The sequence below is a fragment of the Aerococcus sp. HMSC062A02 genome, assembly GCF_001809535.1.
In the GTDB taxonomy this organism is placed as follows: Bacteria; Bacillota; Bacilli; order Lactobacillales; family Aerococcaceae; genus Aerococcus.
Window position 1 is genome coordinate 13,808 of the sequence record NZ_KV797907.1, and the last position, 24,803, is coordinate 38,610.

General features: G+C 46.3%; 21 protein-coding genes. 17 read left to right on the forward strand and 4 right to left on the reverse strand.

Features of this window, described 5'->3' with window-relative positions; translation table 11 throughout:
• Positions 1 to 5: 5 nt before the first annotated feature.
• Positions 6 to 464, reverse strand: coding sequence for a flavodoxin (locus HMPREF2626_RS00165; protein WP_067974583.1), 459 nt, complete (start codon positions 462 to 464; stop codon positions 6 to 8).
• Positions 465 to 621: 157 nt separating this feature from the next.
• On the reverse strand, positions 622 to 1,326 hold the full coding sequence (locus HMPREF2626_RS00170; RefSeq protein WP_070616437.1) for a winged helix-turn-helix domain-containing protein: 705 nt from the start codon (positions 1,324 to 1,326) through the stop codon (positions 622 to 624).
• 306 nt (positions 1,327 to 1,632) lie between these two features.
• Here HMPREF2626_RS00170 and map point away from each other — a divergent pair, with 306 nt between their 5' ends.
• The 4 genes from map (at position 1,633) to coaD (ending at position 5,617) form a co-directional block, all read left to right on the forward strand.
• The gene (gene map / locus HMPREF2626_RS00175) at positions 1,633 to 2,454 is read left to right on the forward strand and encodes a type I methionyl aminopeptidase (protein WP_070616438.1); all 822 of its coding nucleotides are present in this window, start codon (positions 1,633 to 1,635) and stop codon (positions 2,452 to 2,454) included.
• 272 nt (positions 2,455 to 2,726) lie between these two features.
• A complete protein-coding gene (locus HMPREF2626_RS00180; RefSeq protein ID WP_070616440.1) occupies positions 2,727 to 4,181 on the forward strand; it encodes an LCP family glycopolymer transferase in 1,455 nt (484 codons plus the stop codon).
• 14 nt (positions 4,182 to 4,195) lie between these two features.
• Positions 4,196 to 5,113 (forward strand): ribokinase, encoded by a 918-nt coding sequence (gene rbsK, locus HMPREF2626_RS00185; RefSeq protein WP_070616442.1) that lies wholly within the window; start codon positions 4,196 to 4,198, stop codon positions 5,111 to 5,113.
• Positions 5,114 to 5,122: 9 nt separating this feature from the next.
• Complete coding sequence (gene coaD, locus HMPREF2626_RS00190) at positions 5,123 to 5,617, forward strand: pantetheine-phosphate adenylyltransferase (RefSeq protein ID WP_070616445.1); 495 nt, start codon at positions 5,123 to 5,125, stop codon at positions 5,615 to 5,617.
• A gap of 69 nt (positions 5,618 to 5,686) precedes the next feature.
• Here the strand turns inward: coaD and HMPREF2626_RS00195 are convergent, their stop codons facing one another.
• Positions 5,687 to 6,208, reverse strand: coding sequence for a PTS sugar transporter subunit IIA (locus HMPREF2626_RS00195; RefSeq protein WP_070616446.1), 522 nt, complete (start codon positions 6,206 to 6,208; stop codon positions 5,687 to 5,689).
• A 108-nt stretch (positions 6,209 to 6,316) separates the two neighbouring features.
• A complete protein-coding gene (locus tag HMPREF2626_RS00200) occupies positions 6,317 to 6,952 on the reverse strand; it encodes a YigZ family protein (protein WP_070616448.1) in 636 nt (211 codons plus the stop codon).
• A gap of 155 nt (positions 6,953 to 7,107) precedes the next feature.
• On the opposite strand from HMPREF2626_RS00200, the gene HMPREF2626_RS00205 reads away from it, so the two are divergent.
• From HMPREF2626_RS00205 to HMPREF2626_RS00265, 13 genes are all read left to right on the forward strand, one after another.
• Entirely contained in the window at positions 7,108 to 8,478 is a 1,371-nt protein-coding gene (locus tag HMPREF2626_RS00205; protein ID WP_083294259.1) for an ATP-dependent helicase ComFA, read from the forward strand.
• Entirely contained in the window at positions 8,471 to 9,160 is a 690-nt protein-coding gene (locus tag HMPREF2626_RS00210; protein WP_070616450.1) for a ComF family protein, read from the forward strand. Before HMPREF2626_RS00205 ends, HMPREF2626_RS00210 begins: the two co-directional genes overlap by 8 nt.
• Before the next feature lie 126 nt (positions 9,161 to 9,286).
• Positions 9,287 to 9,844 carry a ribosome hibernation-promoting factor, HPF/YfiA family gene (gene hpf, locus HMPREF2626_RS00215; RefSeq protein ID WP_070616451.1) on the forward strand — a complete coding sequence of 186 codons (558 nt, stop codon included), beginning with the start codon at positions 9,287 to 9,289 and terminating at the stop codon, positions 9,842 to 9,844.
• Positions 9,845 to 10,014: 170 nt separating this feature from the next.
• A protein-coding gene (gene prfB / locus HMPREF2626_RS00220; RefSeq protein WP_371325967.1) for a peptide chain release factor 2 occupies positions 10,015 to 11,134 on the forward strand; the annotation gives its coding sequence in 2 pieces (ribosomal slippage) (positions 10,015 to 10,074 and positions 10,076 to 11,134; 1,119 coding nt in all).
• A 26-nt stretch (positions 11,135 to 11,160) separates the two neighbouring features.
• A complete protein-coding gene (locus tag HMPREF2626_RS00225; protein WP_070616455.1) occupies positions 11,161 to 11,937 on the forward strand; it encodes a response regulator transcription factor in 777 nt (258 codons plus the stop codon).
• Entirely contained in the window at positions 11,934 to 13,772 is a 1,839-nt protein-coding gene (gene pnpS / locus HMPREF2626_RS00230) for a two-component system histidine kinase PnpS (protein ID WP_070616457.1), read from the forward strand. Before HMPREF2626_RS00225 ends, pnpS begins: the two co-directional genes overlap by 4 nt.
• 175 nt (positions 13,773 to 13,947) lie before the next feature.
• Positions 13,948 to 14,844, forward strand: coding sequence for a substrate-binding domain-containing protein (locus HMPREF2626_RS00235; RefSeq protein WP_070616458.1), 897 nt, complete (start codon positions 13,948 to 13,950; stop codon positions 14,842 to 14,844).
• 96 nt (positions 14,845 to 14,940) lie between these two features.
• Positions 14,941 to 15,819: a phosphate ABC transporter permease subunit PstC gene (gene pstC, locus HMPREF2626_RS00240; RefSeq protein ID WP_067974634.1), complete on the forward strand. Its 879-nt coding sequence runs from the start codon at positions 14,941 to 14,943 to the stop codon at positions 15,817 to 15,819.
• Positions 15,819 to 16,637, forward strand: a complete 819-nt coding sequence (gene pstA, locus HMPREF2626_RS00245) for a phosphate ABC transporter permease PstA (protein ID WP_070616460.1) — start codon at positions 15,819 to 15,821, stop codon at positions 16,635 to 16,637. The genes pstC and pstA overlap by 1 nt, the downstream gene beginning before the upstream one ends.
• Position 16,638: 1 nt before the next feature.
• Positions 16,639 to 17,430 (forward strand): phosphate ABC transporter ATP-binding protein PstB, encoded by a 792-nt coding sequence (pstB, locus tag HMPREF2626_RS00250; protein WP_070616463.1) that lies wholly within the window; start codon positions 16,639 to 16,641, stop codon positions 17,428 to 17,430.
• A gap of 189 nt (positions 17,431 to 17,619) precedes the next feature.
• The gene (gene uvrA, locus HMPREF2626_RS00255; RefSeq protein WP_070616465.1) at positions 17,620 to 20,442 is read left to right on the forward strand and encodes an excinuclease ABC subunit UvrA; all 2,823 of its coding nucleotides are present in this window, start codon (positions 17,620 to 17,622) and stop codon (positions 20,440 to 20,442) included.
• A 60-nt stretch (positions 20,443 to 20,502) separates the two neighbouring features.
• Complete coding sequence (locus HMPREF2626_RS00260) at positions 20,503 to 21,660, forward strand: exonuclease SbcCD subunit D (protein ID WP_070616467.1); 1,158 nt, start codon at positions 20,503 to 20,505, stop codon at positions 21,658 to 21,660.
• A complete protein-coding gene (locus tag HMPREF2626_RS00265) occupies positions 21,660 to 24,752 on the forward strand; it encodes an AAA family ATPase (RefSeq protein WP_070616469.1) in 3,093 nt (1,030 codons plus the stop codon). Before HMPREF2626_RS00260 ends, HMPREF2626_RS00265 begins: the two co-directional genes overlap by 1 nt.
• The last annotated feature ends 51 nt before the right edge of the window (positions 24,753 to 24,803 follow it).

Genomic DNA, 24,803 nt, shown 5'->3' on the forward strand with positions numbered 1-24,803 from the left:
TCCTTTTAAGCGTTCATAGATTGGTAGCATTCAAGGCATTCCGAAGCAAGTTTTTCGATAGCTTGGATGTCGTCTTCTTCTGGGTTTAAGTCAACTTTGACGGATTCACCTCCGCGTGTCGCTCCGGTTTCTGCCAAGCGTTCGTCGAAGTCAATAACAGACTGGCAGAATTTTTCATAGAAAAGGTCGCCTGAACCCAAGGCAGCATAGACCTTACCTGTCAAGTCAACCTCTTCTAGGTCTTCATAGAGGTCGACGATTTCATCGGGCAGGTCACCGTCTGTGCCGTAGGTGTAGGTGGCAACCACGCAAATATCTGCGTCTAAGAAGTCTTCGCCGTAAGCATCGGTGCATTCGACCATTTCACAGTCAACACCTAGGTCTTCAAAGGCGGCAGTCATCACGTCGGCAATTTCTTCTGTGTTACCAGTTAAACTGGCATAAATTATTAAGGCTTTAGGCATAACATTTCCTCCATTATTCAATTAAAGCTTTCTCTCTAAAAGTATAGCAAATTATCTCTCTAGCTGCGACTTCCAATGACTCAACAAGGAAGTATAAATAAGAGAGGCCGAATGGTCACAAGAGTGAAGCATTCGGCCAAGCAAGGGCTAGTTTGAATTAACGTAAGGCGTAGATGCTGTGGCTTTCAAAGTCGTCTTGGATATCTTCTGGTAACCAGTTCAACGTACTGCGGACAAGCATTTCTGCAATCACGCGGGTATCGTCAAAACGGTTGTGGGTCATTAAGTAAGAGATATTCTCGACATACATTAGAATCCAAATTTGTGTGGAGAAGAAATCATTCTCCTCATTGCCCATACTATCATTGACCGCAGCAATTAAAGCGCGACAGGCTTCAACGCATTCTTCCTCTAAGAAGTCGTGGTCTCCGAGTGAGGTTAAGGTTCTAAGGATTTCTAGTAAACCATTGTAAAAATTTTCACGGTTGTGGTCGTTGAAGGCTTGCTTTAATCCTTTTAGTAATTGGTCACATTCTTCTTTGATTACAGCCCCATCTGTTTGGTTCTTTACCATGCGGTCGAGCAGGCGGAACCAGAGAATGAGCGCATAACGCCCTCTTAAGGCAATAATGCTTTCGTCATTTGGCGCTTCTTTAACAAAGTAGCCTCGGTAAGGCCGCGTTTCAACAATTCCTTCTTCTTCAAGTACGCTCAAAGCAGCCCGTATTGGACTCCGACTCATACTCAAACGATCTGAAATATCAGCTTCAACGATATGGTGGCCAGTTTTCCAATTATCGCGTAGGATCTGGTCCTTAATATACAAATAGGCTACTTGCTCAAATTTTTGTGTTTTACCCATAATGAATCACCCTTTGCCTTTTTTGTTCTTATTTTATTTAAGAATTATATATCCCATTCAATTTTATTTTGCGTGAATATCGTATAAAAGTCAATTATTATGTTTTTTAAAGCCATTAATTATGCGAAAATATTGACTCTAAAGCTTTGCATAAGTACCATATTGTTTTTTATGCCGTTCGATACTATAGGGTTATGGAAAAGCGGTTTAGGCTATCCAAAAATATTGCATCCAGGTCCTGTTAAAGTTAATATTTTCATGTATACTAGGAACAGTAGTAGAATGAAGAAAGGAAGTCAAATTTTTATGATTACTTTGAAATCCGAACGTGAAATTGAAGCAATGGATCGTGCTGGGTCGATCATTGCCATGATTTTTGAAGAATTAAGAGATGTCGTGAAGCCTGGTATTACGACAGGAGAAATTGACCAGTATGTGGAACGTCGTATTCGCGAGGAAGGGGCCATCCCAGAAGAGGTTGGTTTTGAAGGCTATCCTTATGCGACCTGTACATCAACTAATGATGAAATTTGTCACGGCTTCCCTGACCGTAAGCGGGTGTTGAAGGCAGGGGACATTTGCTCAGTGGATACGGTTTTATCCATCGATGGTTTCTTTACCGATTCTTGTACCACCTTTGCGGTCGGCGAAATTGATCCTGAAACCCAACGTCTACTCGATGTAACCAAGAAGGCTATGTACCTAGGTATCGAACAGTGTGTGGCTGGAAATCGTATTGGTGATATTGGAGCGGCCATTCAAGAATATGTTGAAGCAGAAGGTTTCTCCGTAGTGCGTGAATTTGTGGGACATGGTATCCAGCCTACTATGCATGAAGAACCAGCCGTTCCTCACTATGGGACAGCTGGTCGTGGTCTCCGCCTGAAAAACGGAATGACCCTCACCGTAGAACCCATGGTCAATGTAGGCGCTTGGAAGTCAAAAATGGATGATAATGGTTGGACGGCTCGAACCATTGATGGAAGCCTCTCTGCCCAATATGAACATACCTTGGCGATTACACCAGATGGGCCTAAAATCCTTACCATGCAGTCACCTGTCCCAGGCGAGGATGCTTTAGGTCTTGACCAATTGAAGATTAATTATAATTATCCACAATCAAATTAAAAAATAAGAAAGGTGCGGCAAAAAGTGTTCAGTGCTGACTGACTTTTGTCGCACTTTTTACTTGGGTTCAGACTGTCAGAAATAGCCCTCTTTACAAAGATTCGTCGAAGATGTCTAGTCTTCTCAGGGCTTTTACTCCAGAGGCTTATTTCTCCCGCATCCTCTCACTCCCTTCTTTAAGAAATGCTAAAGTTTAGCTTGTGATTGCTTGGCTATGGTATAATTCATCTATGTATTAGTGAAAGTTATTAAGGTAAAGGAGACTCGAACCCATGGATGAAGATAAGTATTTAGCGCGTCGTGAAAGGCGGCGGTCGAAAAGCTTGAAAAAGAAGCGGCCAGGCTGCTTCATTTTGCTTGGCCTATTGCTTATTTTATTCACTTTAGCAGGTTTTGGGGCTTATAAGTTCTATGGGAGCCTCTCTCAATTTACCAATAGTATCTACCAGCGTGTTGCCCGGGATAATATGCGCGATGCTAACGTATCCTTGCGCAAGGGGGAGCCGGTGTCGATTCTTTTAGCAGGCATCGATAATGGGGCTCTCTTCTATAAAGATGTGCCAGATGGACGCTCTGATGTCATGATGGTGATTACCATTGATCCTGAGAATAAAAAATCCCAGCTCTTGAGCGTGCCGCGTGATGCGCTTGGCCCCATGGACCGCACGGATGACTTTGATAAGCTCAACCATGCCTATATGGATTACGGGATTAAGGGGACAATTAACTCCTTGCAGCGTTACCTTGACCTGCCCATTGATTATTATGTCGAAGTGAATATGAAGGGCTTTATCGACATTATCGATGGCATGGGGGGGATTGAGATCACCCCCAATCAAACTTTTATCCAGAATGGTGCCAAGTTTGAAGAAGGGGTGACACGGACCTTAACGGGTGAAGAAGCTATTCACTATGTGCGGATGCGCAAGGCCGATCCAGAAGGTGATATTGGTCGCGAGAAGCGCCAGCAACAGTTGGTCAAGGCGGTGATTGATAAGGTGCTGACCCTCGATACGATTACGAATTTCAGGGAAATTATGGCTGCCCTTGGTAATAATCTGAAGACGGATTTGAGTTTAAATGATATGATGGCCTTACAGAAGAATTATCTTCCAGCCCTAGCTTCTATTGAACGTTTAGTCTTCAAAGACCACCAAGATCTTAATTTAGACTTTGGCTACTATCTCTTGGTACCAGAGAAAGAGCGTCGGGAGATGTCTAATAAGCTACGAGCTAATCTGGGCTTAGGACCGACGCAAAAAGTTATTGTTTACCCTCCTAGTTATGGGGTAGTCAACCGTTACTTCAGGGTGGTCGATGAAGATGAAGACGGTCAGATAACTGATGATGACCTCTTGACCTCAGCAAGTGACTATACCGTTGCTGATTTGAAAGAAAGGATTCACAAGGCCTCGATGAAGCGGGGCATTAACTACTTTGAAGATGTCTACATGGATGATGCAGGCGTGATGCAACCGTCGGTCCTTTACACGCCTAAGGATCAGATGCTACTTCAAGCGGACCAATTGAAACGTGCCGACCGTTTTGGTGGATCGATCGATCCGTCGGAAGAAAGTGGGGGCCAAGTGCCCTTAGAATCGGGCCAGGGCCTAGGACCAGCTGACCAAGGACCGAGTGCTTTGCCGGGTTCTTCTGGCTTAGTTGACCCTAGTTTAACAGCGCCATCAACTGGTCCAGGAGAGACAGGGACAGAATACGCTTATTAACGAGGAGGCTAGTTATGATTGCTGTAATAGGAAGTTTATCAACAGACTTTGTCGTGGAGACGGATATCTTAGCTGACCGTGGTGAAACGGTTACTGGGCGAGACTTCCACACGCTTTTTGGCGGTAAGGGGGCCAACCAGGCTATTGCCGCAGCGCGTTTAGGTGGGCAAGTCACGATGTTTGGCTGCGTAGGGGATGATGTCTTCGGGGCAGAAATCCTAGCTAATCTTAAAAAAGAGGGAATAGACAGCCAGGCAGTGGAAATTATTCCCAATCAGTCTTCGGGTTCGGCCCATATTACTGTTTACCAAGCAGATAATGCGATTATTTATATTCCTGGCGCCAACCAGGAAGTGACAGTGGCTTATCTCGAGCGCCACCAAGAGGCCCTTTTGGCTGAGGAGTTTTTTGTTATTCAAAATGAAATTCCTATCGAGAGCATCCAGTATCTGATTGACCTTGCCCAGAGCCATGGCAAGCAAGTGATCTATGACCCTGCTCCAGCGATTGTCCTAGATGAAAGCTATGTTGAGAAATGTAGCTACCTGACACCGAATGAATTCGAATTGAATAACCTATGCCCCAATGCATCGATCGAAGAGGCGATTCAGCGCTATCCTGAGCGCCTATTAGTCACTCTGGGAAAAGATGGGGTGACCTATGCCCAGCAGGTTGACCGTGCAATCCAACATGTGCCGGCTTTTTCAGTCCAAGCGGTGGATACCACAGGGGCAGGGGATACCTTTACTGGAGCCTTTGCCTATGCCTTGAGCCAAGATTTGCCCCTCAAAGAGGCGGTGGCCTTCGCTAATGGGGCCAGTGCCCTGTCCGTTCAAAAGCTTGGGGCTCAAACGGGTATGCCGACCTGGGAAGAGCTGCTAGCTAGTGAGTATTTCCAGGAAGACTGGTTGACTTATTTTGAAAAGAATTAAGGAGGATTTATGAGCAAAAAAGCCTTGTATGCAGGAAGTTTTGATCCGATCACGCGGGGCCATCTCGATATTATCCAACGGGGCGCCCGGCTCTTTGACCAAGTCTATGTCGCGGTTGCCAGTAATACCTCTAAGCAAGCCTTGTTCAGTCCAGAAGAGAAGGTAGCCTTAGTTGAAGAAGTGACAGCTGACCTGGCTAATGTGCAAGTGTTGCAGTTTACAGATGGTCTGACAGTTGACTTAGCCCGAGACTTGGGGGCTAGCGCCCTACTTCGTGGGATTCGTAACAATACAGATTTTGAGTATGAAATGAATATGGCTGAGATTAACAAGCTCCAAGCCCCTGATATTGAGACGGTGATTCTCTTATCCGATGCGGCATACCGTGCCTATTCATCAAGCATGATTAAGGAAGTGGCTAGCTTCGGCGGAGAAGTTGAGGCGGCGGTACCTAAAGTCGTTGCCCAAGCTATGTTAGCCAAATATAAGGACTTGAATGCGTAAAAAGACTCCTGACCAGCAGCTGCTGGTTCGGGAGCCTTTTTCATTGGTAAGTTTTTAATTTTGACTGGCTTATCCAGCGCTAATTTGACCGACCACGTCGTCATGTTTGACTTGGCCTTGGGCTGTGATAGTTAAGTTGTCAACATCTTGCATATTGGTACAAATCACAACAAAAGTGTCATCCTTACCAGCTTCGCGGATGGCTTCTAAGTCGACCTTGGTTAAGAGATCGCCTTGTGCAATCACTTGCCCCTCATGGACCTGGTGTTCGAAGGGCTTCCCCTCCAATTCAACAGTATCGAAACCTAAGTGGATAAGGAACTCGAGGCCGGATTCGGTAGTAATGCCCATACCGTGTTCAGTTGGGAAAATGGTCTTAATCTCACCATTAATAGGGGCATAGACTTCACCTTGGCTGGCCTTAAGCGCATAGCCATCGCCAAGCATTTTCTCTTGGAACATGGGGTCACTGACATCCTCTAACTTGACCATCTCACCATCGGAAATGGCATAGAGTTCTTGGATACTGACATCATAGCTAGTTTCTTCTTGGCTTTCCTTATGTTTATTTCGTTTAAAGAAGTCAAACATCTGCACTCCGCCTTTCTATTCTATATGTATTATAGCCCTTTCTGGGATCGGTCTGCAACATCAAGGCGTAAAAGCGCTGATTCTTAAACATATTCTCAAGAATATGGCCTAGGCCTTAACGGGGACATCGACATAGACCTTATCTCCAAGCTCAAAATTGGCCTGGCCGCTGCTGAGATTGGTGATAGCTTCTTGGCAGGCTTCTACTTGGTCTTCGGCAACCCCGAGATGATAGCAAACATCTGCAAGATAGGTCGTATCCAGCAGCTGGTAGGGACTGTTTTCAATCCAATGTTCCATGGGTCCGGTGAGCGGGTAGTCCACTTTAACAGCGACTTCTTGTTGGACTTGGCGTTCAACGATACCGATAGCTTGGAGGGCTTCACTCACCGCATGGCTATAGGCGCGGACAAGGCCACCAGCTCCCAGTTTGGTGCCACCAAAATAGCGGGTGACAATGACAATGATGTTTTTTAAGTCCATTTGTTTAAGAACTTCGAGCATCGGGACACCCGCTGTCCCGCTCGGTTCGCCGTCGTCCATGGCTCGTTGAATTTGGTTGCGTTCGCCAATTTGGAAGGCAACGCAATTGTGGGTGGCCTTCCAATGTTTTTTATTAATTTCTTGGATGAAATCCTGAGCTTCTTCCTCACTAAAGACCCGTTTGGCCTGGCAGATGAAGCGGGATTTTTTGATTTCAATTTCATGTTCTCCTGCTTGGCGTATGGTGCGATAAGCTAACATCGCCTTCACCTCATTTCTATACTTACTTTCATTTTACGCGAACGAGACTCAAATTTCGACTTTTTTATCTTTTTAAGGAAAGTATCTTTACTTTTATAAAAGCATTTAGTGAATAAATAAAGTTTTGGTTTATATATGAGTAAGGAGGAAGATGTATGGAAGAAGATTTAATGGATAGCCTGCGCGGTCGTTTGCTGACGGCGGAAGAGGTGGGGCTAGCTCCTGAGCAGATCGAAGGGTTGGAAGGGGCCCAGTGCCTAGAGGCGGTGAATGGCCAGTATGGACAGTTAAGCTGCCAGCGTTGTCACAACCAGGACCAGGCGGCTTTTTACCGGAATCTTTGTTTCCAACGTGAAGACTGTTATTATTGCCTATCTTGCCTACAGTTTGGCAAAGTCTCTTCTTGCGATAAGCTCTACCACCTTCCCCGTAAGCTGGCGGCTAAGCCGTCGGAAGCGGAAGTCTGTCTGGCCTGGCAGGGGCAATTATCCGACCAGCAGGCAGAAGGCGCCCAGAAGATCCGGCAGAGCTTCGAAGAGGGGAAAGATTGTTTTATTTGGGCAGTAACTGGAGCGGGGAAAACGGAAATGTTATTCTCGGCCCTCCAAGTCGCCATGGCGAACGGCAAACGTCTGGCCTTAGCCAGTCCACGCTTGGATGTCTGTAATGAGCTCTACCCCCGCTTACAAGCGGCCTTCCCCCAGCTTGATATCGCTCTCTTGCACGGGGAATCCGACCAGTCTTTTCGTGACTGCCCGTTGACCATTTGTTCCACCCACCAGCTCATCCGTTTTCAAGCATATTTTGATGGCATTATTATCGATGAAGTGGATGCTTTTCCTTTTGTCGATGACCCAACTTTACATTTTGCGGCTGAGCATGCGCTAGTTGAAGGGGGCGTGCGAATTTTCTTATCGGCAACTCCTAGTCGGCGACAGGAAGCAGCGATCAACAAACAAGAAGTGGCTGCTTTTATCCTACCTGCCCGCTACCACCGTAAGGCCTTGCCTGTTCCCCACTATGTTTGGATTGGCGATTGGCGGCAATCCCTGAGTCAAGCTAAATTGCCCCGCCGGTTGCAGCACTGGATAGGCAGCAAGCTAGAGGCCAAACGTCGCTTTTTGCTCTTTTTACCCCATATTCCTTTGATGTTGGCCTTGGAGGAGGTCTTACACCGCGTTTTTGACCAGGCCCGCCTAGCTAGTGTATCTGCTAAAGATCCTGAGCGCACAGCCAAGGTCCAGGTCATGCGGGAGGATGGCTATGATTTCTTGCTTACGACGACGATTCTCGAAAGAGGGGTGACCTTCCCTAATATTGATGTGGCGGTTCTCGGCACGGAAGATCGGACCTTCACCCAGCAGGCCCTGGTTCAGATCAGCGGCCGGGTGGGACGGAAGGCGGACGCAGCGACAGGAGAGGTGGTCTTCTTCCACCAGGGAAAAACGCGGGCCAGCCAGGCAGCAATCAGGCAGATTAGAAGCATGAACCGTCTTGCTCGTGAGAGGGGGCTTCTCGATGACTAGGTGCCTCTTGTGCCAAGAAAGCATGCCGGCTCATTTCTCACTCAAGGATTTTTTAGCTTTCCACCCTATTACAGAAGCTAAGTTATGTACAGCCTGCTGGCAAAGTTTTGCTTGGATAAGTGGGCAAACCTGCCAGCAATGCGGGCGCCCCCATGAAGACCTAGATAGTGTTTATTGTAGGGACTGCCTGCGCTGGCAGGACCAGGGTTGGCATTTTAAAAACTGCGCCCTCTTGCATTACGACGCAGCCTTTAAGGCCTGGCTCCACCAATTCAAACGCTTGGGGGATGTGCGATTGGCTGCTTCTTTTGAACAAGTCATGCGTGACTTTCACCAAGAACGGCCGGAAGCTATCTGGCTGCCTCTGCCGTCGAGTGAGTCCAATTACCGTAAGCGGGGCTTCCACCAAACCGAATGTATCCTAGAAGCAGTCGGCCTTCCCTATGAACAAGCTTTCTTACCTAGCCAGTCCAAGGAAGGGAAGCAAGCACTCAAGGGACGACGCGAGCGCCTCCAAGTGGACCGCGGTATCCGTTTAGCTCCAACTTTTTCCTATCCCAAAGACCAGGCTTTTATTCTTTTTGACGATGTCTATACCACGGGAGCCACTATGTTTGCTTGTTACCAAGCCCTCAACCAAGCGGGTTATCAGGATTTATCGGGCTTTACTTTGGCACGATAGATTGAACAAATTAAATTTCTAAGGCCTTTTCATTGAAAAAGAAAGCGTTATTTTTTATAATAAGATTAGAATCAAGAAAGCGAATGAGCTTTCGCCAGGAAACTGGTTAGAAAGGAATGAGTATTTATGTTTACTTATAATGTTAGGGGAGAAAATATTGAAATTACTCCGGCTATCCGTCAATATGCGGAAGATAAGATTAGTAAGCTAGAGAAATATTTCGATAATGATCCAGAGGCAACAGTATACGTGAATGCTAAGGTTTATCAAAACCATGATGCGAAAGCAGAAGTTACCATTCCTCTCCCACGATTGACGCTCCGTGCAGAAGTTACTTCACAAGACCTCTACGGGAGCATCGATTTAGTGGTAGATAAACTAGAGCGCCAAGTTCACAAGTATAAAACACGGATGAACCGCCGCTCTCGGGAAAAAGGACTCGGTGAAATTGCTGCTGATGAGCAGAAAACTGGGGGCGACGATCATGGGATTGAAATCGTTCGTCAAAAAACTTTCTCAGTTAAACCGATGTCAGCAGAAGAAGCTGTTCTCCAAATGGACTTACTCGGCCACAACTTCTTCATCTTTGAAAATGCAGAAACCGAAAGCTTTGCCTTAGTTTATAAACGTCATGATGGCAAATATGGTTTAATTGATATTGAAGAAGAGTTCACTAAAGACTAAGACAGTCTGTAAAAAATCATTTATCTTAAAGAGTCAGTCTCAGGCTGGCTCTTTTTGTGTGGATTTGCAAGCTGGCCGAAAGAGGATTCAACTTGTGCTTGCTAGAAATTCCTTTATAATTAGAATTGAAGGTTTTTAGCTAATTATATAGATAGAAAGTGTGGGATATAATGGAATTGTACGAAATTCGTCACTCGCTCGATGGAAACCGCGATCAATTGGAAAGCTTCAGGGGGTCTCTTTGACTTAGACAGTTTGGAAGAGACGATTGCTGAAAACGAAGCGAAAATGCTGGATCCATCCTTTTGGGACGATTCGGACAAAGCTCAGGAATTGATTCAAGCCAATAACCAGGCGAAGTCTGTTTATCAAACCTTCCATGACTTGGAGGAAGAGTACGAGGAACTTGAGACTCTCTATGAATTGGTCAATGAGGAACCTGATGATCCCGATCTTGGGACAGAATTGCAGGATAAGATGCAAGCTTTCACCCAAGCAATGGCTAAGTATGAACGAAACATGCTGCTCAGTGGCGAGTATGATAAGCTTTCAGCGATCGTTGAAGTTCATCCAGGAGCTGGGGGAACGGAATCCCAAGACTGGGCGAGTATGTTGACCCGGATGTACGAACGTTGGGCGAGCCAACATGGATATAAGATTAATTACTTAGACTATCAAGCTGGGGATGAAGCAGGCATTAAGACGGTTTCGATGGAAATTCTTGGCCACAATGCATATGGCCTCTTGAAGTCTGAACATGGGATTCATCGTTTGGTAAGAATTTCACCCTTTGATTCCAATAGTCGCCGGCATACCTCCTTTGCCTCAGTAGAGGTGATGCCAGAGATTGACCAACAGACAGAGATTGAGATTAATCCGGATGATATTGAAATGGACGTTTTTCGCGCGTCAGGGGCTGGGGGCCAGCATGTTAACAAGACATCATCAGCTGTCCGCCTCAAGCACTTGCCCACGGGAATTGTTGTTGCCTCTCAAGACCAGCGTTCCCAGTTCCAGAACCGGGAAGTCGCCATGCGGATGCTCCAAGCTAAATTGGCTCGAATTCTAGAAGAAGAAAACGCCAAAGAGTTGGATGAAATCCGCGGCGAGAAATCTCAGATTGCCTGGGGCTCTCAGATCCGATCTTATGTTTTCCATCCTTATAACATGGTCAAGGACCACCGAACGAATTGCGAAACAGGCGATGTCGATGGGGTGATGGATGGCGAGATTGATCTCTTTATTGATGCCTATCTTAAGGCTCAGTTGGATAATGAAGTTGAGAATTAAGTCGTGATGAAGATGGGGTGTAAGGAATGAAAAAGGTACTAATTGTTGATGATGAAGCGTCAATTCGTAAGTTATTGCAATTTAACTTAGAGAAGGAAGGCTATGACGTGACGACGGCGGAAGATGGTAACCGGGGTTACGAATTAGGGAAAAGCAATGACTTTGACTTGATCATCTTGGATATTATGTTGCCGGGTATTGATGGGATGGAAATTTGCCGCCGTCTCCGGCAAAAAAATATCGAAACAGCCATCCTCATGCTAACAGCTAAGGACCAAGAGTTGGAGAAGATTATCGGGCTTGAACTAGGGGCGGATGACTATATGACGAAGCCCTTCAGTCCACGCGAAGTCTTGGCACGGATGAAGGCGATCCTGCGCCGTTCTACTCGGCAATCGGAAGAAAAAGCCAAGTCCCAAGCAGAGGCTGACTCCTTGCGCCAACATGTAGCAGAAAATTCTTATCCTGTTCCAGTGGATGACTTAGAGGAAGATGAGTTGGTCAAGGTGGGAGATATTATCATCAATACGGGAGACTTTTCCGTTAGCGTGCGCGGCCAGCTTGTTGACATGACACCTAAAGAATTTGACTTGCTTTATTATATGTCCAAACGGGTGAACCGGACTCTATCGCGGGAACAATTGCTTCAGAAAATATGGGATTTTGACTATCCGGTTGAAACACGTATTGTGGATGTTCACATCAGCCATTTGCGTGAGAAAATTGAAGAGGATACCAAGAAACCACAGTATATTAAGACGGTTCGGGGCTTCGGCTATAAGTTTGAGGTTCCTAAGCCATGAAGCGGCTCACAGCACGTTTAACGGGTCTTTTTGCCCTACTTTTTATTCTCTATAGTTTTCTCTTTGCCTATAATGCCAACTTAGTGGTGGAACACGCTGTCGGTGAGGAAACGCAGGAACAGATGACAGAGACAGCTGCTACCTTGCGCAAATCTTTTATGTCCTTGGATGAAGAAAATATTCAAAATCGTGACCGCAAATGGGTGGGAATGATCAATAACTTGATTGGTGTTCTCAACCCAGCTGAGCGGATCATTATTTATGATATGGATAAGCGGGAATTAATTGCTATGGGGAATGCTGACTTGCCTGCTGCACCTCGAGAAAGTCAAGCTTTTGACAGAGCCTGGGCCAATACGACAGATTTTAAGACCCATGATAACAATTCCGAAGATAATACCATCTACCAGTACACGGAATTTATGCGCAATAGCAAGGGCGATCCCATCGCTTATATTCAAATTATCCGGGCGGTGTCCGATCTTTCTGCTGCCCAATCACGTTTGATGGGGATTGCTTTTATTTGTTCGATACTGGCTATGGCAGTCTTGTTAGCCTTGCTTTATTACTATTTCAAACGTTTATCGAATCCTGTCCAGGCTATTACCAGGATTGTTGATGATCTCTCCCATAATGATTATCAGAGTCGCTATGAAAGTAAGGGGATCGAGGAGTTCGATGAAATCGGTCGCAATATTAACGGTCTTGCAGAGAATTTAGAACGGCAGCAGGGACAGATTCTAACCCAACAGAAACGCTTAAACCAGCTGATTGACTACTTGATTGTTGGGGTCCTTCTTATTGATGACCAGCAGCGTATCCAGGTAAGTAACTCAGCCTTCTTTACGATACTAGGTATTGAGACGAATGATATTTGGGGCAAGCGCTATGATAATGTGCTCCATGGTTACCGGCTCAAACAGATGATTGAGAATTGTTTTCAAGACAAGAGTAATTACAACGATGAGGTTTATTTATACTATCCCAAAGAGGTTATCTTAGATGTGAATGTGATTTATATCGAGGAATCGCCGGCGGGTCCTGATACGGGGAGCCAGGTAATTGTCCTGATCTATGATATTACGGAGATTAGACGCTTAGAGAAGGTTCGAACAGATTTTATTTCCAATGCCTCCCACGAGCTGAAGACGCCAATTACCTCGATCCAAGGCTTTGCTGAAACCCTCTTGGATGGGGCCTTGGAAGATCCTGACTTGGCCCAGGAATTTGTCGGTATCATAGCTTCTGAAAGTAATCGTTTAACCTCTTTAATTTCGGATATTTTGGACTTGTCTAAGATTGAACAGGATCAGATTGGTCATAAGGTAGAAAGTATCGACCTGGAAGTTCTGGCTAACGGTGCTGTGGTGCAAGCGGAAGAACTAGCCTTGCGGAAAGGAATCTCACTCCATACAGTGAATCTTCGAGAGGAGCCGATTATTTTCAATAGTGAAGCTGGCCGGATCGATCAAATATTAACGAATCTCGTGAACAATGGGATCAAGTACACCAATCCTGGTGGCGATGTCTGGATTATCTTAGACCTGATGGAAGCAGAGGGTTATGTTCATATTAGCGTCAAGGATAATGGTGTCGGGATCCCCCGTGAAGACCTGCCCCGTATTTTTGAACGCTTTTACCGGGTGAGCAAGGATCGGTCCACCAATTCAGGGGGGACAGGACTCGGTTTATCTATTGTTCGTAACTTGGTCAATAGCATGAACGGGAAGATCCATGTAGAGAGTCAGTATGGTCAGGGCTCTTGTTTCAATGTCTATCTGCCTATGCTCGACTTAGAAGATAATGATGACGGAATTGAGATTTTAGAAGAATAGTTTTTTTAATTTTAATTTATAACAAACTTTACACAAAATTTACAAAACTTTAACATTACTCGCGGATTTTTAGCCCAAACTATACAAGAAATTTACATTTAACGTGTATGATTAATATATAGCAAAAATTATTAATCCAAATGAACTCCAAGAGTTTAGGAAGGACGGTTAATTCATGGTAGAAATGAAGAAGTTTTCAAAATTAATCACTGTATTAGGGAGTGCGGCTCTATTAGCAGCATGTGGTAACTCAGCTAGCGATAGCGGTGATTCTGAAGCTGATGCAGGTGGCGCTTCTGGTGCTCCTGAAGGTTTAATCCAAGTGATCAGCCGTGAAGAAGGATCTGGTACACGTGATGCCTTTGTTGAAATTACAGGTGTTAAAGAAGGCGACAACGATAACACAACGGATGTGGCAGATATCCAAAACTCAACAGACGGCGTGATGACTTCTGTCGCTGGGGACCCAGCAGCTATTGGCTACATTTCTTTAGGGTCATTAAACGATACCGTTAAGGCCTTAAATGTCAATGGGGTTGAGCCAACTGAAGAAAATGTTGCCTCTGGTGACTATGCGATTGCTCGTCCATTTAATATTGTTCACAAGGGCGACTTAGAAGGCGCAGCTCAAGACTTCCATGACTTCATCTTCTCTAAGGAAGGCCAAGACATTATCTTAGCTGAAGGCTATGTACCAGTGAAGAGCGATGCTGAGGCTTATGCCGGCGACGGTTCTGCAGAAGGAAATATCAATATCTCTGGTTCCACTTCTGTTGGCCCTGTTATGGAAAAATTAAAAGAAGAATATGAAAAGTTAAACCCAGGTGTAAGCATTAACATCACCCAAAACGGTTCTGGTGCAGGGGTACAAGCTGCCCAAGAAGGAACCGCTGATATCGGTATGGCTTCCCGTGAACTTAAGGAAGACGAAACAGATGTTGAAGCAGAAGCAATTGCCCAAGATGGGATTGCTGTTATTGTAAATAATGAAAATGGTTTAGGAGATATTACTTTAGAAAGTGTTAAAGGTATCTTCGTGGGTGAAATCACAGATTGGTCAGAAGTTAAATAGTGACCTAGCTTAAGAAGAGAGGAGGACAGCTACTATTGAACACTAGTAGCTGTTTTCCAATGTTTATGAGACTTGTATATTTTAGAGGAGAAAGCAATGAATCAAAATAATACACTTGAAGTCGTAATGAAGTGGATTTTCTTCATCTGCGCCTTGCTGTCTATCTTTGCTTTAGCAGCAATTTGCTACTTCATTTTTGCACGCAGTATTCCTTTCTTAGCTGACTATGGGCTGGGAAGCTTTCTGTTTGGTGATACTTGGAAGCCAACTAATGATATCTATGGGATTGCTCCAATGCTGGTTGGATCTTTCTATGTAACCTGCCTGGCTATTTTGTTTGGAGTTCCGACAGGCATTTTTACAGCAGTCTTTATGGCTTTCTACTGCCCTGACAAATTGCATAAAATCCTTAAACCAGGGGTCAACTTGATGGCTGGGATTCCATCCATCGTCTATGGTTACTTCGGTTTGGTGGTTTTAGTTCCGATTATCCGTAAGACAGTTCGGTCGATGGGAATTCCTTCCAGCGGGATGAGTGTATTTACAGCTGGCCTAGTTTTGGGTATTATGATCTTACCGACTATTATTACCATGTCTGAATCATCCTTGCGTGCGGTTCCTAAGTCCTATTACCAAGCTTCTGTTGGTTTAGGGGCAACTCACGACCGGACAGCCTACCGCATTATGGTACCAGCTGCTCGCTCGGGGATTCTGGCCTCCGTTATTATGGGGATTGGCCGGGCTGTCGGCGAAACCATGGCGGTTATCATGGTAGCCGGGAACGCAGCTGTCTTCCCTAAAGGTCTTTTCCAAGGGACCCGGACCATGACAGCTAACATTATGTTAGAAATGGCCTATGCATCTGGCGACCACCGGAGCGCTCTCATTGCAACTGGGGCTGTACTCTTTGTCATCGTCCTAATGATCAACGGGATCTTAGCAGTTGTTAAACGCAAAGGAGGCGTGCAAGGCTAATGGATAAAGCATTAAAGTACCTAACCTATTTCTTTACTATCGTAACTTTTGCTTGGCTTATCTATATTATCGGCTATGTGTTAATTAACGGGATTCCTTACCTATCAGCAGACCTTTTTGCCTTTGAGTATACAACTGATAATGTGTCGATGATGCCCGCCATTATCACAACTATTTATGTGATCCTAGGTGCCTTGTTAATTGCTGTACCTTTGGGGGTATTCGCTGGTTTTTATTTGATTGAATATGCTGGTAAGAATAATAAATGGGTAGAAGCCATTCGGGTAGCTTCTGATACCTTATCAGGGGTTCCATCCATTGTTTATGGTTTGTTCGGGATGCTAGCCTTTGTTATTGCTGCTGGCTTCCAATATTCATTACTAGCAGGTATCTTGACCATGGCGGTTATGGTCCTTCCATTAATTATTCGGAATACCGAAGAAGGTTTGATGTCTGTCAGCGATAAGATGCGTGAAGGGAGCTTTGGTTTAGGGGCTGGTAAACTACGGACCATCTTCAAGATCGTTTTACCAGTGGCTATGCCTGGTATCCTATCCGGTATTATCTTAGCGATTGGACGGATTGTTGGGGAAACGGCGGCTCTTATGTACACCTTAGGGACCGCAACTAGCTTGCCCGATAGCTTATTTGCATCTGGTCGGACACTGGCCTTACACATGTATATTTTATCAACAGAAGGCTTGCACCGTGACCAAGCCATGGCAACAGGTGTGGTCTTACTATTATTTGTATTAATTATCAACGGATTATCGACTTGGTTATCCAATAAATTAGGAGCTCAAGGGGGACAAAAATAAAATGGCAGAAGAACACAAAGTAACAATGACTGCTCGGAATATGAGCCTATTTTATGGCAATTTCCAAGCCTTGGAAGATATCGATATGGATATTTATGAAAAACAGGTAACCGCCTTAATCGGCCCATCAGGTTCAGGGAAATCAACCTTCTTAAAGAGTTTAAATCGTATGAATGATTTAATTGAAGGTTGCAAAATTACAGGTGAGATTGCTTTAGATGGTAAGGATATCTATGCCAAGGATGTCAATGTTAACCACTTGAGAAAACGGGTGGGGATGGTTTTCCAACAACCTAACCCCTTCCCTATGAGCATCTATGACAATGTAGCTTATGGGCCACGGACTCACGGGACTACAGATAAGGCAGAATTAGATGAAATCGTGGAAACTTCTCTTAAAGGGGCTGCCATCTGGGATGAAGTCAAAGACGACCTTAACAAGTCTGGTTTAGCGATTTCTGGTGGTCAGCAGCAACGGGTATGTATCGCACGTGCCCTTGCAGTAAAACCTGAAATCTTACTGATGGATGAACCAACTTCAGCTTTGGACCCAATTTCAACCCTTAAGATTGAAGAACTTGTTCAAGAGTTGAAAGAAAAATATACTATTGTTATCGTAACCCACAATATGCAGCAAGCAGCCCGGGTATCTGATTATACAGCATTCTTCTATGCTGACCCTGATCGAGCGCCTGGTCATTCACGGATTATTGAATTCGGACCAACCGAACAAATCTTCAATAATCCAAATAACGAGCAGACAGCCGATTATGTTGCAGGACGTTTTGGTTAATCAAATTATATTTTATCCAGCCGGACCTCGAGTCCGGCTTATTTTTTTGCAAATCATTTGAGAATCGACTAGGAAAGCTTTAGAATGGGGCGTGGAGTATAATATAGTTAATTCCTTTGATCCATGCTATAATGAATTAGAACACTTGTTTGTATACATGGATAAATTGTCAAAGAAAGAGTGAAGTCTGTGAGAGATGAAATAGTGGTTCGTGGGGCGCGTTCTCACAATTTAAAAAATATTGATGTTGAAATTCCACGCAATGAAATGGTCGTTGTAACAGGCTTATCAGGTTCGGGAAAGTCTTCTCTAGCTTTCGATACGCTCTATGCGGAGGGACAGCGCCGTTATATTGAAAGCCTGTCAGCCTTCGCTCGTCAATTCTTAGGGAATTCTCGTAAAGCAGATGTTGATAGTATCGATGGGCTGAGTCCCGCTATCTCAATTGACCAGAAGACAACCAACCGAAATCCTCGGTCGACTGTAGGAACGATTACGGAAGTGAACGACTACCTACGTTTACTCTATGCCCGGGTAGGCCACCCCATCTGTCCCAATGATGGGACACCGATTGCTAGTCAGTCCATTGACCAGATGATTGAGCGGGCGGAGTCCTTGGAAGAGAGAACCCGCGTCCAGGTCATGGCACCAGTGGTTTACGGCAAGAAGGGCCAGCATAAACGTTTGCTAGAAAAGATCCAACAGCAGGGCTATGTCCGGGTTCAAATTGATGGCGAGCTCTATGATATCGAGGACATTCCAGAACTGAATAAAAATCAGAAACATAATATTAATATTGTGATTGATCGTTTAGTCATTAAGGACGGTATCCGGACGCGTTTAGCAGATTCTTTGGAGACCGCCCTCCGCCTAACGGATGGCTATGCCCTTTTGGATATCATTGATGGGGAAGAGATCCTTTTTTCTGAGCATTATGCCTGCCCCCTGTGTGGCTTTACCGTAGGGGAACTGGAACCTCGACTCTTTTCTTTCAATGCACCCTATGGACGTTGTGAAGTATGCGATGGTTTGGGGCAGAAATTGGTGGTTGACTTGGACTTACTGGTACCTGATCCGTCCAAAAGTCTAGAAGAGGGCGCCATTCAGGCTTGGAATTCTAATTGGTCAGGCTACTATCCTACCCTCTTAAAACAAGCAGCGGAAGCCTTTGATATTCCTTTCGACAAAGCTTTTGAAGACCTGACAGAAGAGCAGAGGGACTTATTGCTCTATGGCTCTAAGGATGAGACCTTCCATTTTCACTATGTTAATGACTTTGGCAAGGTCCAAGATAAGGATATGACCTTTGAAGGAGTCGCTAATAATGTCAGCCGGCGTTACCATAACAGTTCCTCCAATATGGTGCGCGACAATATGCGGCAATACCTGGCCGAATTGCCTTGTGACAAGTGCCATGGCAAACGCTTGAATGAGCGAGCCCTCTGTGTCAAGGTCGAAGGTGAGGATATAGCCGAAGTAACGGCCATGCCGATTGAGAAAACGATCCACTTCTTTAAGCAACTCCACTTGGGGGAACAGGATAGTGAAATTGCTGAACCTATTCTTGAAGAATTACGGTCTCGGCTGGGTTTCTTACAAGAAGTTGGCCTTGATTATTTAACACTCGATCGTTCAGCTGGCAGCTTATCGGGTGGGGAAGCCCAACGTATTCGTTTGGCTACCCAGATTGGATCTAACCTATCGGGTATCATGTATGTCCTAGATGAGCCTTCGATAGGCCTCCATCAAAGAGACAATGACCGCCTGATCCGTTCTCTGCAGAGAATGCGTGATTTAGGGAATACCCTCATCGTAGTGGAACACGACGAGGAGACCATGTGGGCAGCGGATTATCTTATCGATATGGGACCAGGTGCTGGTGAGCACGGGGGAGAAGTCGTGGCTAGCGGCACACCCCAAGAAGTGGCTCAAAATCCTGATTCGCTGACAGGCCGCTATCTGAGTGGGGACCTGGCCATTGAAGTCCCATCCGAACGTCGTCAGGAAGATAAAGGCTGGCTAGAGATTAAGGGCGCCCGCCAGAATAACCTGAAAGGGATCGATGTCCGCCTACCTATTGGGCGTTTGGATGTCGTGACTGGCGTTTCTGGCTCGGGTAAGAGTTCGCTGATCAACGAAGTCCTTAAGAAAACCTTGACGCGCGACCTCAACCGGGCACAAATTCATCCCGGCAAGGCAGATAGTGTTTCTGGTTATGAGGGCCTAGACAAGATTATTGATATTGACCAGAGTCCAATCGGCCGGACACCCCGGTCGAATCCAGCGACCTATACCTCTGTTTTCGACGATATTCGGGAACTCTTTGCCCAAACCAATGAGGCGAAGATCCGTGGCTACAATAAGGGACGCTTCTCCTTTAATGTCAAAGGAGGGCGCTGTGAGGCCTGCAAGGGTGACGGTATCCTTAAGGTAGAAATGCACTTCTTGCCAGATGTCTATGTGCCTTGCGAGCTCTGCAAGGGGACCCGCTACAATGCGGAGACCTTGGAAGTCACTTATAAAGGAAAGAATATTGCGGAGGTCTTGGACATGCGGGCTGAGGAAGCTTTGGACTTCTTCTCTGCGGTGCCAAAGATCAAGCGTAAATTGCAGACCATGGTGGATGTAGGCTTGGGCTATGTTAGCCTGGGTCAACCTGCGCCTTCGCTTTCCGGTGGTGAAGCCCAACGGATGAAATTAGCTAGTGAGCTCCAGCGCGTGGCGACAGGGAAGACGGTCTATATCCTTGATGAACCAACGACCGGCTTACATAGTCATGATATTAAGCGTCTCTTAGAGGTCCTCCAGCGTCTAGTGGATGCGGGGAACACGGTGATTATTATTGAACATAATCTAGATGTGATTAAAACTGCTGATTATATTGTTGACTTGGGACCAGAAGGCGGTGAAAAGGGTGGCCAGCTCGTTGCTTGCGGGACCCCTGAGGAAGTGGCCCAAGTGGAAGCTTCCTACACCGGTCAATACCTAAAACCATTGCTGGAAAATGAATAAGTTGTGTCAAAGAGGGTGGACGAATTTACCAGCCTCTTTTTCACCGAGTGAGGAGTCCATATGAAAATTATCCATACTTCCGATTGGCATATCGGAAAAGTGATCAACGAAAGAAGTCTGCTCGATGACCAGGCGGAAGTTTTAACGGCATGGATCAGTCAGGTAGCAGAGATGGAGCCCGATCTTGTGATTATTGCGGGGGATCTTTATGATCGGTCGCTTCCTAATCGCGAGAGTGTCCACCTGTGCAATCAATTATTGACCCAGATGTCGGAAGAAATCGCTTGCCCTATTTGTATTATCTCGGGCAACCATGATAGCGGGGAGCGGATCGACTATGCTTCTGCTATCTTAGAAAAGGAGGGTCTGTACCTAGAGGGGATGGTTAAAAAAGAAATCCGCCGTGTCTGTCTGGAAGAGGCCGATGTTTATCTTCTGCCCTACAGTGACTATGGTCAAATCCAAAAGTTATACCCTGACCAGACAATCCGCTCGATGGCCGATGCGCTAGCGGCTCAAATCCAAACCATTAAAGCGGGGGACTGGCAACCTGACCGCCTCAACCTCTTAGTCTTCCATGGCTATGTAACCAATGTCGATTTGGACGAGGCGGGGGCAGATTTAGAGCATACAGAGTCTGAGCGTCCCCTGAGCATGGGGAACTCTGCCTATGTGCCTGCTGATCTCTTTGAGGATTTTGACTATGTCGCCCTAGGGCACTTGCACGGCCGCCAGTTTGTTAAGAACCAGCATATCTACTACAGCGGCTCTCCCTTAAAATACTCAAAATCGGAAGCCCGTCAGCGGAAGGTCTTTTTGGAAGTTGATCTGACCAAGGAAGACTTGACCGTTACCCCCCATCCCATCCATCCTAAATATGATTTGCGGCAGATAAAGGGGACTTTTGAAGACTTAATGGCCGACCAGTCCGATGACTACCTCTATGTGGAATTGACCGATGCCCAGCCTGTCCATGAAGCGATGGCACGCTTGCGCAAAGTCTATCCCCACATTATGGCCTTGACCTACTCGGCCCTAGAAGTCGATCAACCACAATCTGAAACGGGTTACCAGGCCCAGCAAAAAGAAGCTTTAGGCCAGGTCTTTGCCGAGTTTTATGAAGATCAAACGGGTCAGGTCTTGACGGCTTACCAAGAGCAAGTGGTTAAGCAAGTCATGGCTGAGGCCCAAGGCAGAGGAGAGGAGGTACGTGACTAATGAAACCGATTATATTAGAGATGCAAGCTTTTGGCCCCTATCGTGAGCGGATGCAGATTGATTTCCGGGACCTAGGCCAGACCCAGCTTTTCCTAATTACAGGCCCTACTGGCGCTGGTAAGACGACCATATTCGATGCCATTGTCTATGCCCTCTATGGGAAGACCAGCGGCAGTTCGCGCCAGGAGGCTGAGCTCAAATCAGACTTAGCTAGTGACCATGAACTGTCCTATGTTTATTTGAGCTTTGAACTTGGCGGAAAGACTTATTCCGTTAAACGCATCCCCCAGCAAAAGGGCCCCAGTCCTAAAACCCAACGCCCGATTAATCTGAAGGCAAATGTAACTTTCGACCGAGGGGACCGTGTCTTCCAAAAGACCCAAGAAGCTAACCAGGCCCTAGAAGAACTATTAGGCCTCAGTGTCGACCAGTTCCGACAAATTGTGATGCTCCCCCAGGGTGAATTTAAGCAGCTATTAGAGGCCCCTAGCCGTGAAAAAGAGGTCATCTTCCGCAAGATTTTTACGACCTACCAGCTTAAAAACTTCCAGGATGACCTCCTAGCCAAGAAACAAACTTTAGAGAAAGAAATGGGCCAAGACTACCAAGCCCTTAAAGAGGATCAAGCGGCTATCCTGGACTTGTTAGATGAAGCGAGTCAAGAAGCTTTAAGAGAAGCTGCTAATCAAGAAGATTTCGCCTCTTTTGGGGACCAAGTGGCGGAGGCTTTGGAAGACCAGCGAGCAAGTGTTAAGGCAGCGGAAAAGAAGATCGGAGATGGGCAAGCAGAAAGTCAGGCGCTAAACCAACATTTAGAACGCTTAAAAGAAGCGGACCGCTTGGCCCAAGTACAAGCTGACCTAGACCAAAAGTCTTCGGTCTATCATAAGGCCAAAGCGGACTGGGACTTCTATCAAAAAACGCGGCCCCTAGCTAAGAATCAAGCTGATTTGGAACAATTGGCGGAAGTCATTAGCCAGGAAAGAAAGCGGCTGGGGGAAGTCGAAGCAGAAGCTAGCCGATACCAGGCCGCTAAAGAAGCTGCTCAAAGCAGCTTAGAAGCCAGTCAAGACTCCTATGCCCAAGTCGACGACTGGGAGGAAGAGCTGGCCCAGATGCGTTTGGAGGAACATGACTTAAAGTCCTGGTTGAAAAAACGGGAAAATATCCAAGCACTTGACCAATCCATCCAGGCGAGTCAAAAGAAACTTCTTGCCCTTCAGGAAAACCAAGCAAGGCTTGAGCAAAAGATTGACCTAGCTAAAGAAAAAGCTCAGCAGATCCAGGCTCACTGGTTGAATCCTGACGACTTGCTTAAGGAGCGCTACCAATTGGAAAATAAGCAGGCAGCTTATGCGACTTACCGCCACTTAATGGCAAGTAAGCAGGAGCAGGCAGACCAGTTTAGCCAGCTTGAGCTAGCCTACCAAGCAGCTCAAGAGACTTGGCGGCAGACTCAGTCGGCGCTTGAGGCAGGCCGGCTCAGGGAACAAGCGGATTATCTGGGCAAGTTAGCGGCTGACTTAGTCCCTGGCCAGGCTTGTCCGCTTTGTGGGAGCTTGGACCATCCAGTACCTTATGAAGGGACAAGTGACCAAGAGGGGCCGGTGCCAGATATAGCCAGTTTAGAAACTGAGGAGCGCCAGGCCTACCAGGATTTGACCCAGCTGGGTAGCCAGCTGGGCTATGCCCAAAAAGAATTTCAGCAGCTTATAAACCAGCTGGAAGACCAGGCAAAAGAAGGGGGCTTCTCCTCTGACTTGTCAGAAGAAGACCGTCGCCTAAAAGACCAAGCGGACCAGCTATTAGCCAAAGAGAAGGCCCAAGCCCAGCGCCAAAGGGACTATGACCAGGTCCAAGAAGATCTCGTGACCTACCAAGCAAAACAAGTTGCGGTCAAACAAGAAGAAGGTCAGCTCAGGGAACGTTTGGATAACCAGGAAAGTCAGTATAAGGACTTAAAAGAGGACATGCAGGCTTTGGCTGCCCAGCTAAACTACCAGGAAATGGATGCCCTCCTGGCTGCTGAAAAAGAACTTGAACAGAAAATTCAAAAGGTAAAAGAGGCCTATCAAAAAGCTCAAGCCAGCTTCCAAGCAGCAAGTGACCAAGTGGTTCGCTTAAAAGCACAAAAAGATGGCTTGGAAGAGAGCCTGGGACGGCAAGACCAGCGTTACCAAGAGGGCTGGTCGCACTTCCAGGCTAGCCTAGCCGATTTTGATCTCACGGCCGAAGACCTTTCTACCTACCACCGTGCGGATAAAGATTGGTCAGCTGTGGAGAAATTTTGGCGAAATTATGAACAAGACCGTTATGCTCTGGACCAACAAATAGCCAAGAACCGTCAAGCCTTGGCTACTAGGGAGGAGACTCTAGACCTTGACCAAACTCAAGCCCGTCTCAAGGAAGTAAGCGATCAAGTTCAAAAAGAACAAAAATTCCGGGATAGTCGCTTGACCCAGCTGGCCCGCCTAGATCAGCTCGACCAGGCCTTCAGTGCCCGCTTAGCCCGCTACCAAGCTCAATCCCAACATTACGGGGAATTGGTCTTACTTGCTGAAGTCGCTAACGGGACACGGTCAGGCAGCCAACGTATTTCTTTTGAGCGCTATATCTTAGCTTATTACTTTGATCAGATCATCCAGCAGGCCAATCGACGCTTTAAGCAGATGACGAGCGGTCGCTACCAGTTCTTGCGAGACCACACAGACAAGGGGGGGATAGCTGCTAAGGGTTTAGACTTGGCAGTAATGGATTATTATTCCGGTAGCAGCCGCAGCGTCCAGTCCCTATCAGGGGGTGAGAGCTTTAAGGCTTCACTCTCCCTGGCCCTAGCCTTAAGCGATGTAATTCAAAACCATGCAGGCGGGATAGAAATTTCGACCCTCTTCATTGATGAAGGCTTTGGCAGCTTAGATGAAGAGTCCCTCCACCAGGCTATGGATACCTTGATTGAGCTCCAGGAAGCCAGTGGCCGCTTGATTGCGATTATTTCCCATGTGGAGGAATTGAAGCAGGAGCTGCCAGTTCAATTGGCAGTGACAGCCAGTCCAGCAGGCAGCCGCTGTGCCTTTCGGGGGCTTACTGGATAAATACATCTCAGGGCCTATGCTAAAGCTTGAAAAAATTGAGATAATAGGGTC

Excerpts from the sequence above, each read along its gene's own strand:
- HMPREF2626_RS00165 (WP_067974583.1), bottom strand. The coding sequence starts at position 464 with ATGCCTAAAGCCTTAATAATTTATGCCAGTTTAACTGGTAACACAGAA.
- HMPREF2626_RS00170 (WP_070616437.1), bottom strand. The coding sequence starts at position 1,326 with ATGGGTAAAACACAAAAATTTGAGCAAGTAGCCTATTTGTATATTAAG.
- map (WP_070616438.1), top strand. The coding sequence starts at position 1,633 with ATGATTACTTTGAAATCCGAACGTGAAATTGAAGCAATGGATCGTGCT.
- HMPREF2626_RS00180 (WP_070616440.1), top strand. The coding sequence starts at position 2,727 with ATGGATGAAGATAAGTATTTAGCGCGTCGTGAAAGGCGGCGGTCGAAA.
- rbsK (WP_070616442.1), top strand. The coding sequence starts at position 4,196 with ATGATTGCTGTAATAGGAAGTTTATCAACAGACTTTGTCGTGGAGACG.
- coaD (WP_070616445.1), top strand. The coding sequence starts at position 5,123 with ATGAGCAAAAAAGCCTTGTATGCAGGAAGTTTTGATCCGATCACGCGG.
- HMPREF2626_RS00195 (WP_070616446.1), bottom strand. The coding sequence starts at position 6,208 with ATGTTTGACTTCTTTAAACGAAATAAACATAAGGAAAGCCAAGAAGAA.
- HMPREF2626_RS00200 (WP_070616448.1), bottom strand. The coding sequence starts at position 6,952 with ATGTTAGCTTATCGCACCATACGCCAAGCAGGAGAACATGAAATTGAA.
- HMPREF2626_RS00205 (WP_083294259.1), top strand. The coding sequence starts at position 7,108 with ATGGAAGAAGATTTAATGGATAGCCTGCGCGGTCGTTTGCTGACGGCG.
- HMPREF2626_RS00210 (WP_070616450.1), top strand. The coding sequence starts at position 8,471 with ATGACTAGGTGCCTCTTGTGCCAAGAAAGCATGCCGGCTCATTTCTCA.
- hpf (WP_070616451.1), top strand. The coding sequence starts at position 9,287 with ATGTTTACTTATAATGTTAGGGGAGAAAATATTGAAATTACTCCGGCT.
- HMPREF2626_RS00225 (WP_070616455.1), top strand. The coding sequence starts at position 11,161 with ATGAAAAAGGTACTAATTGTTGATGATGAAGCGTCAATTCGTAAGTTA.
- pnpS (WP_070616457.1), top strand. The coding sequence starts at position 11,934 with ATGAAGCGGCTCACAGCACGTTTAACGGGTCTTTTTGCCCTACTTTTT.
- HMPREF2626_RS00235 (WP_070616458.1), top strand. The coding sequence starts at position 13,948 with ATGGTAGAAATGAAGAAGTTTTCAAAATTAATCACTGTATTAGGGAGT.
- pstC (WP_067974634.1), top strand. The coding sequence starts at position 14,941 with ATGAATCAAAATAATACACTTGAAGTCGTAATGAAGTGGATTTTCTTC.
- pstA (WP_070616460.1), top strand. The coding sequence starts at position 15,819 with ATGGATAAAGCATTAAAGTACCTAACCTATTTCTTTACTATCGTAACT.
- pstB (WP_070616463.1), top strand. The coding sequence starts at position 16,639 with ATGGCAGAAGAACACAAAGTAACAATGACTGCTCGGAATATGAGCCTA.
- HMPREF2626_RS00260 (WP_070616467.1), top strand. The coding sequence starts at position 20,503 with ATGAAAATTATCCATACTTCCGATTGGCATATCGGAAAAGTGATCAAC.
- HMPREF2626_RS00265 (WP_070616469.1), top strand. The coding sequence starts at position 21,660 with ATGAAACCGATTATATTAGAGATGCAAGCTTTTGGCCCCTATCGTGAG.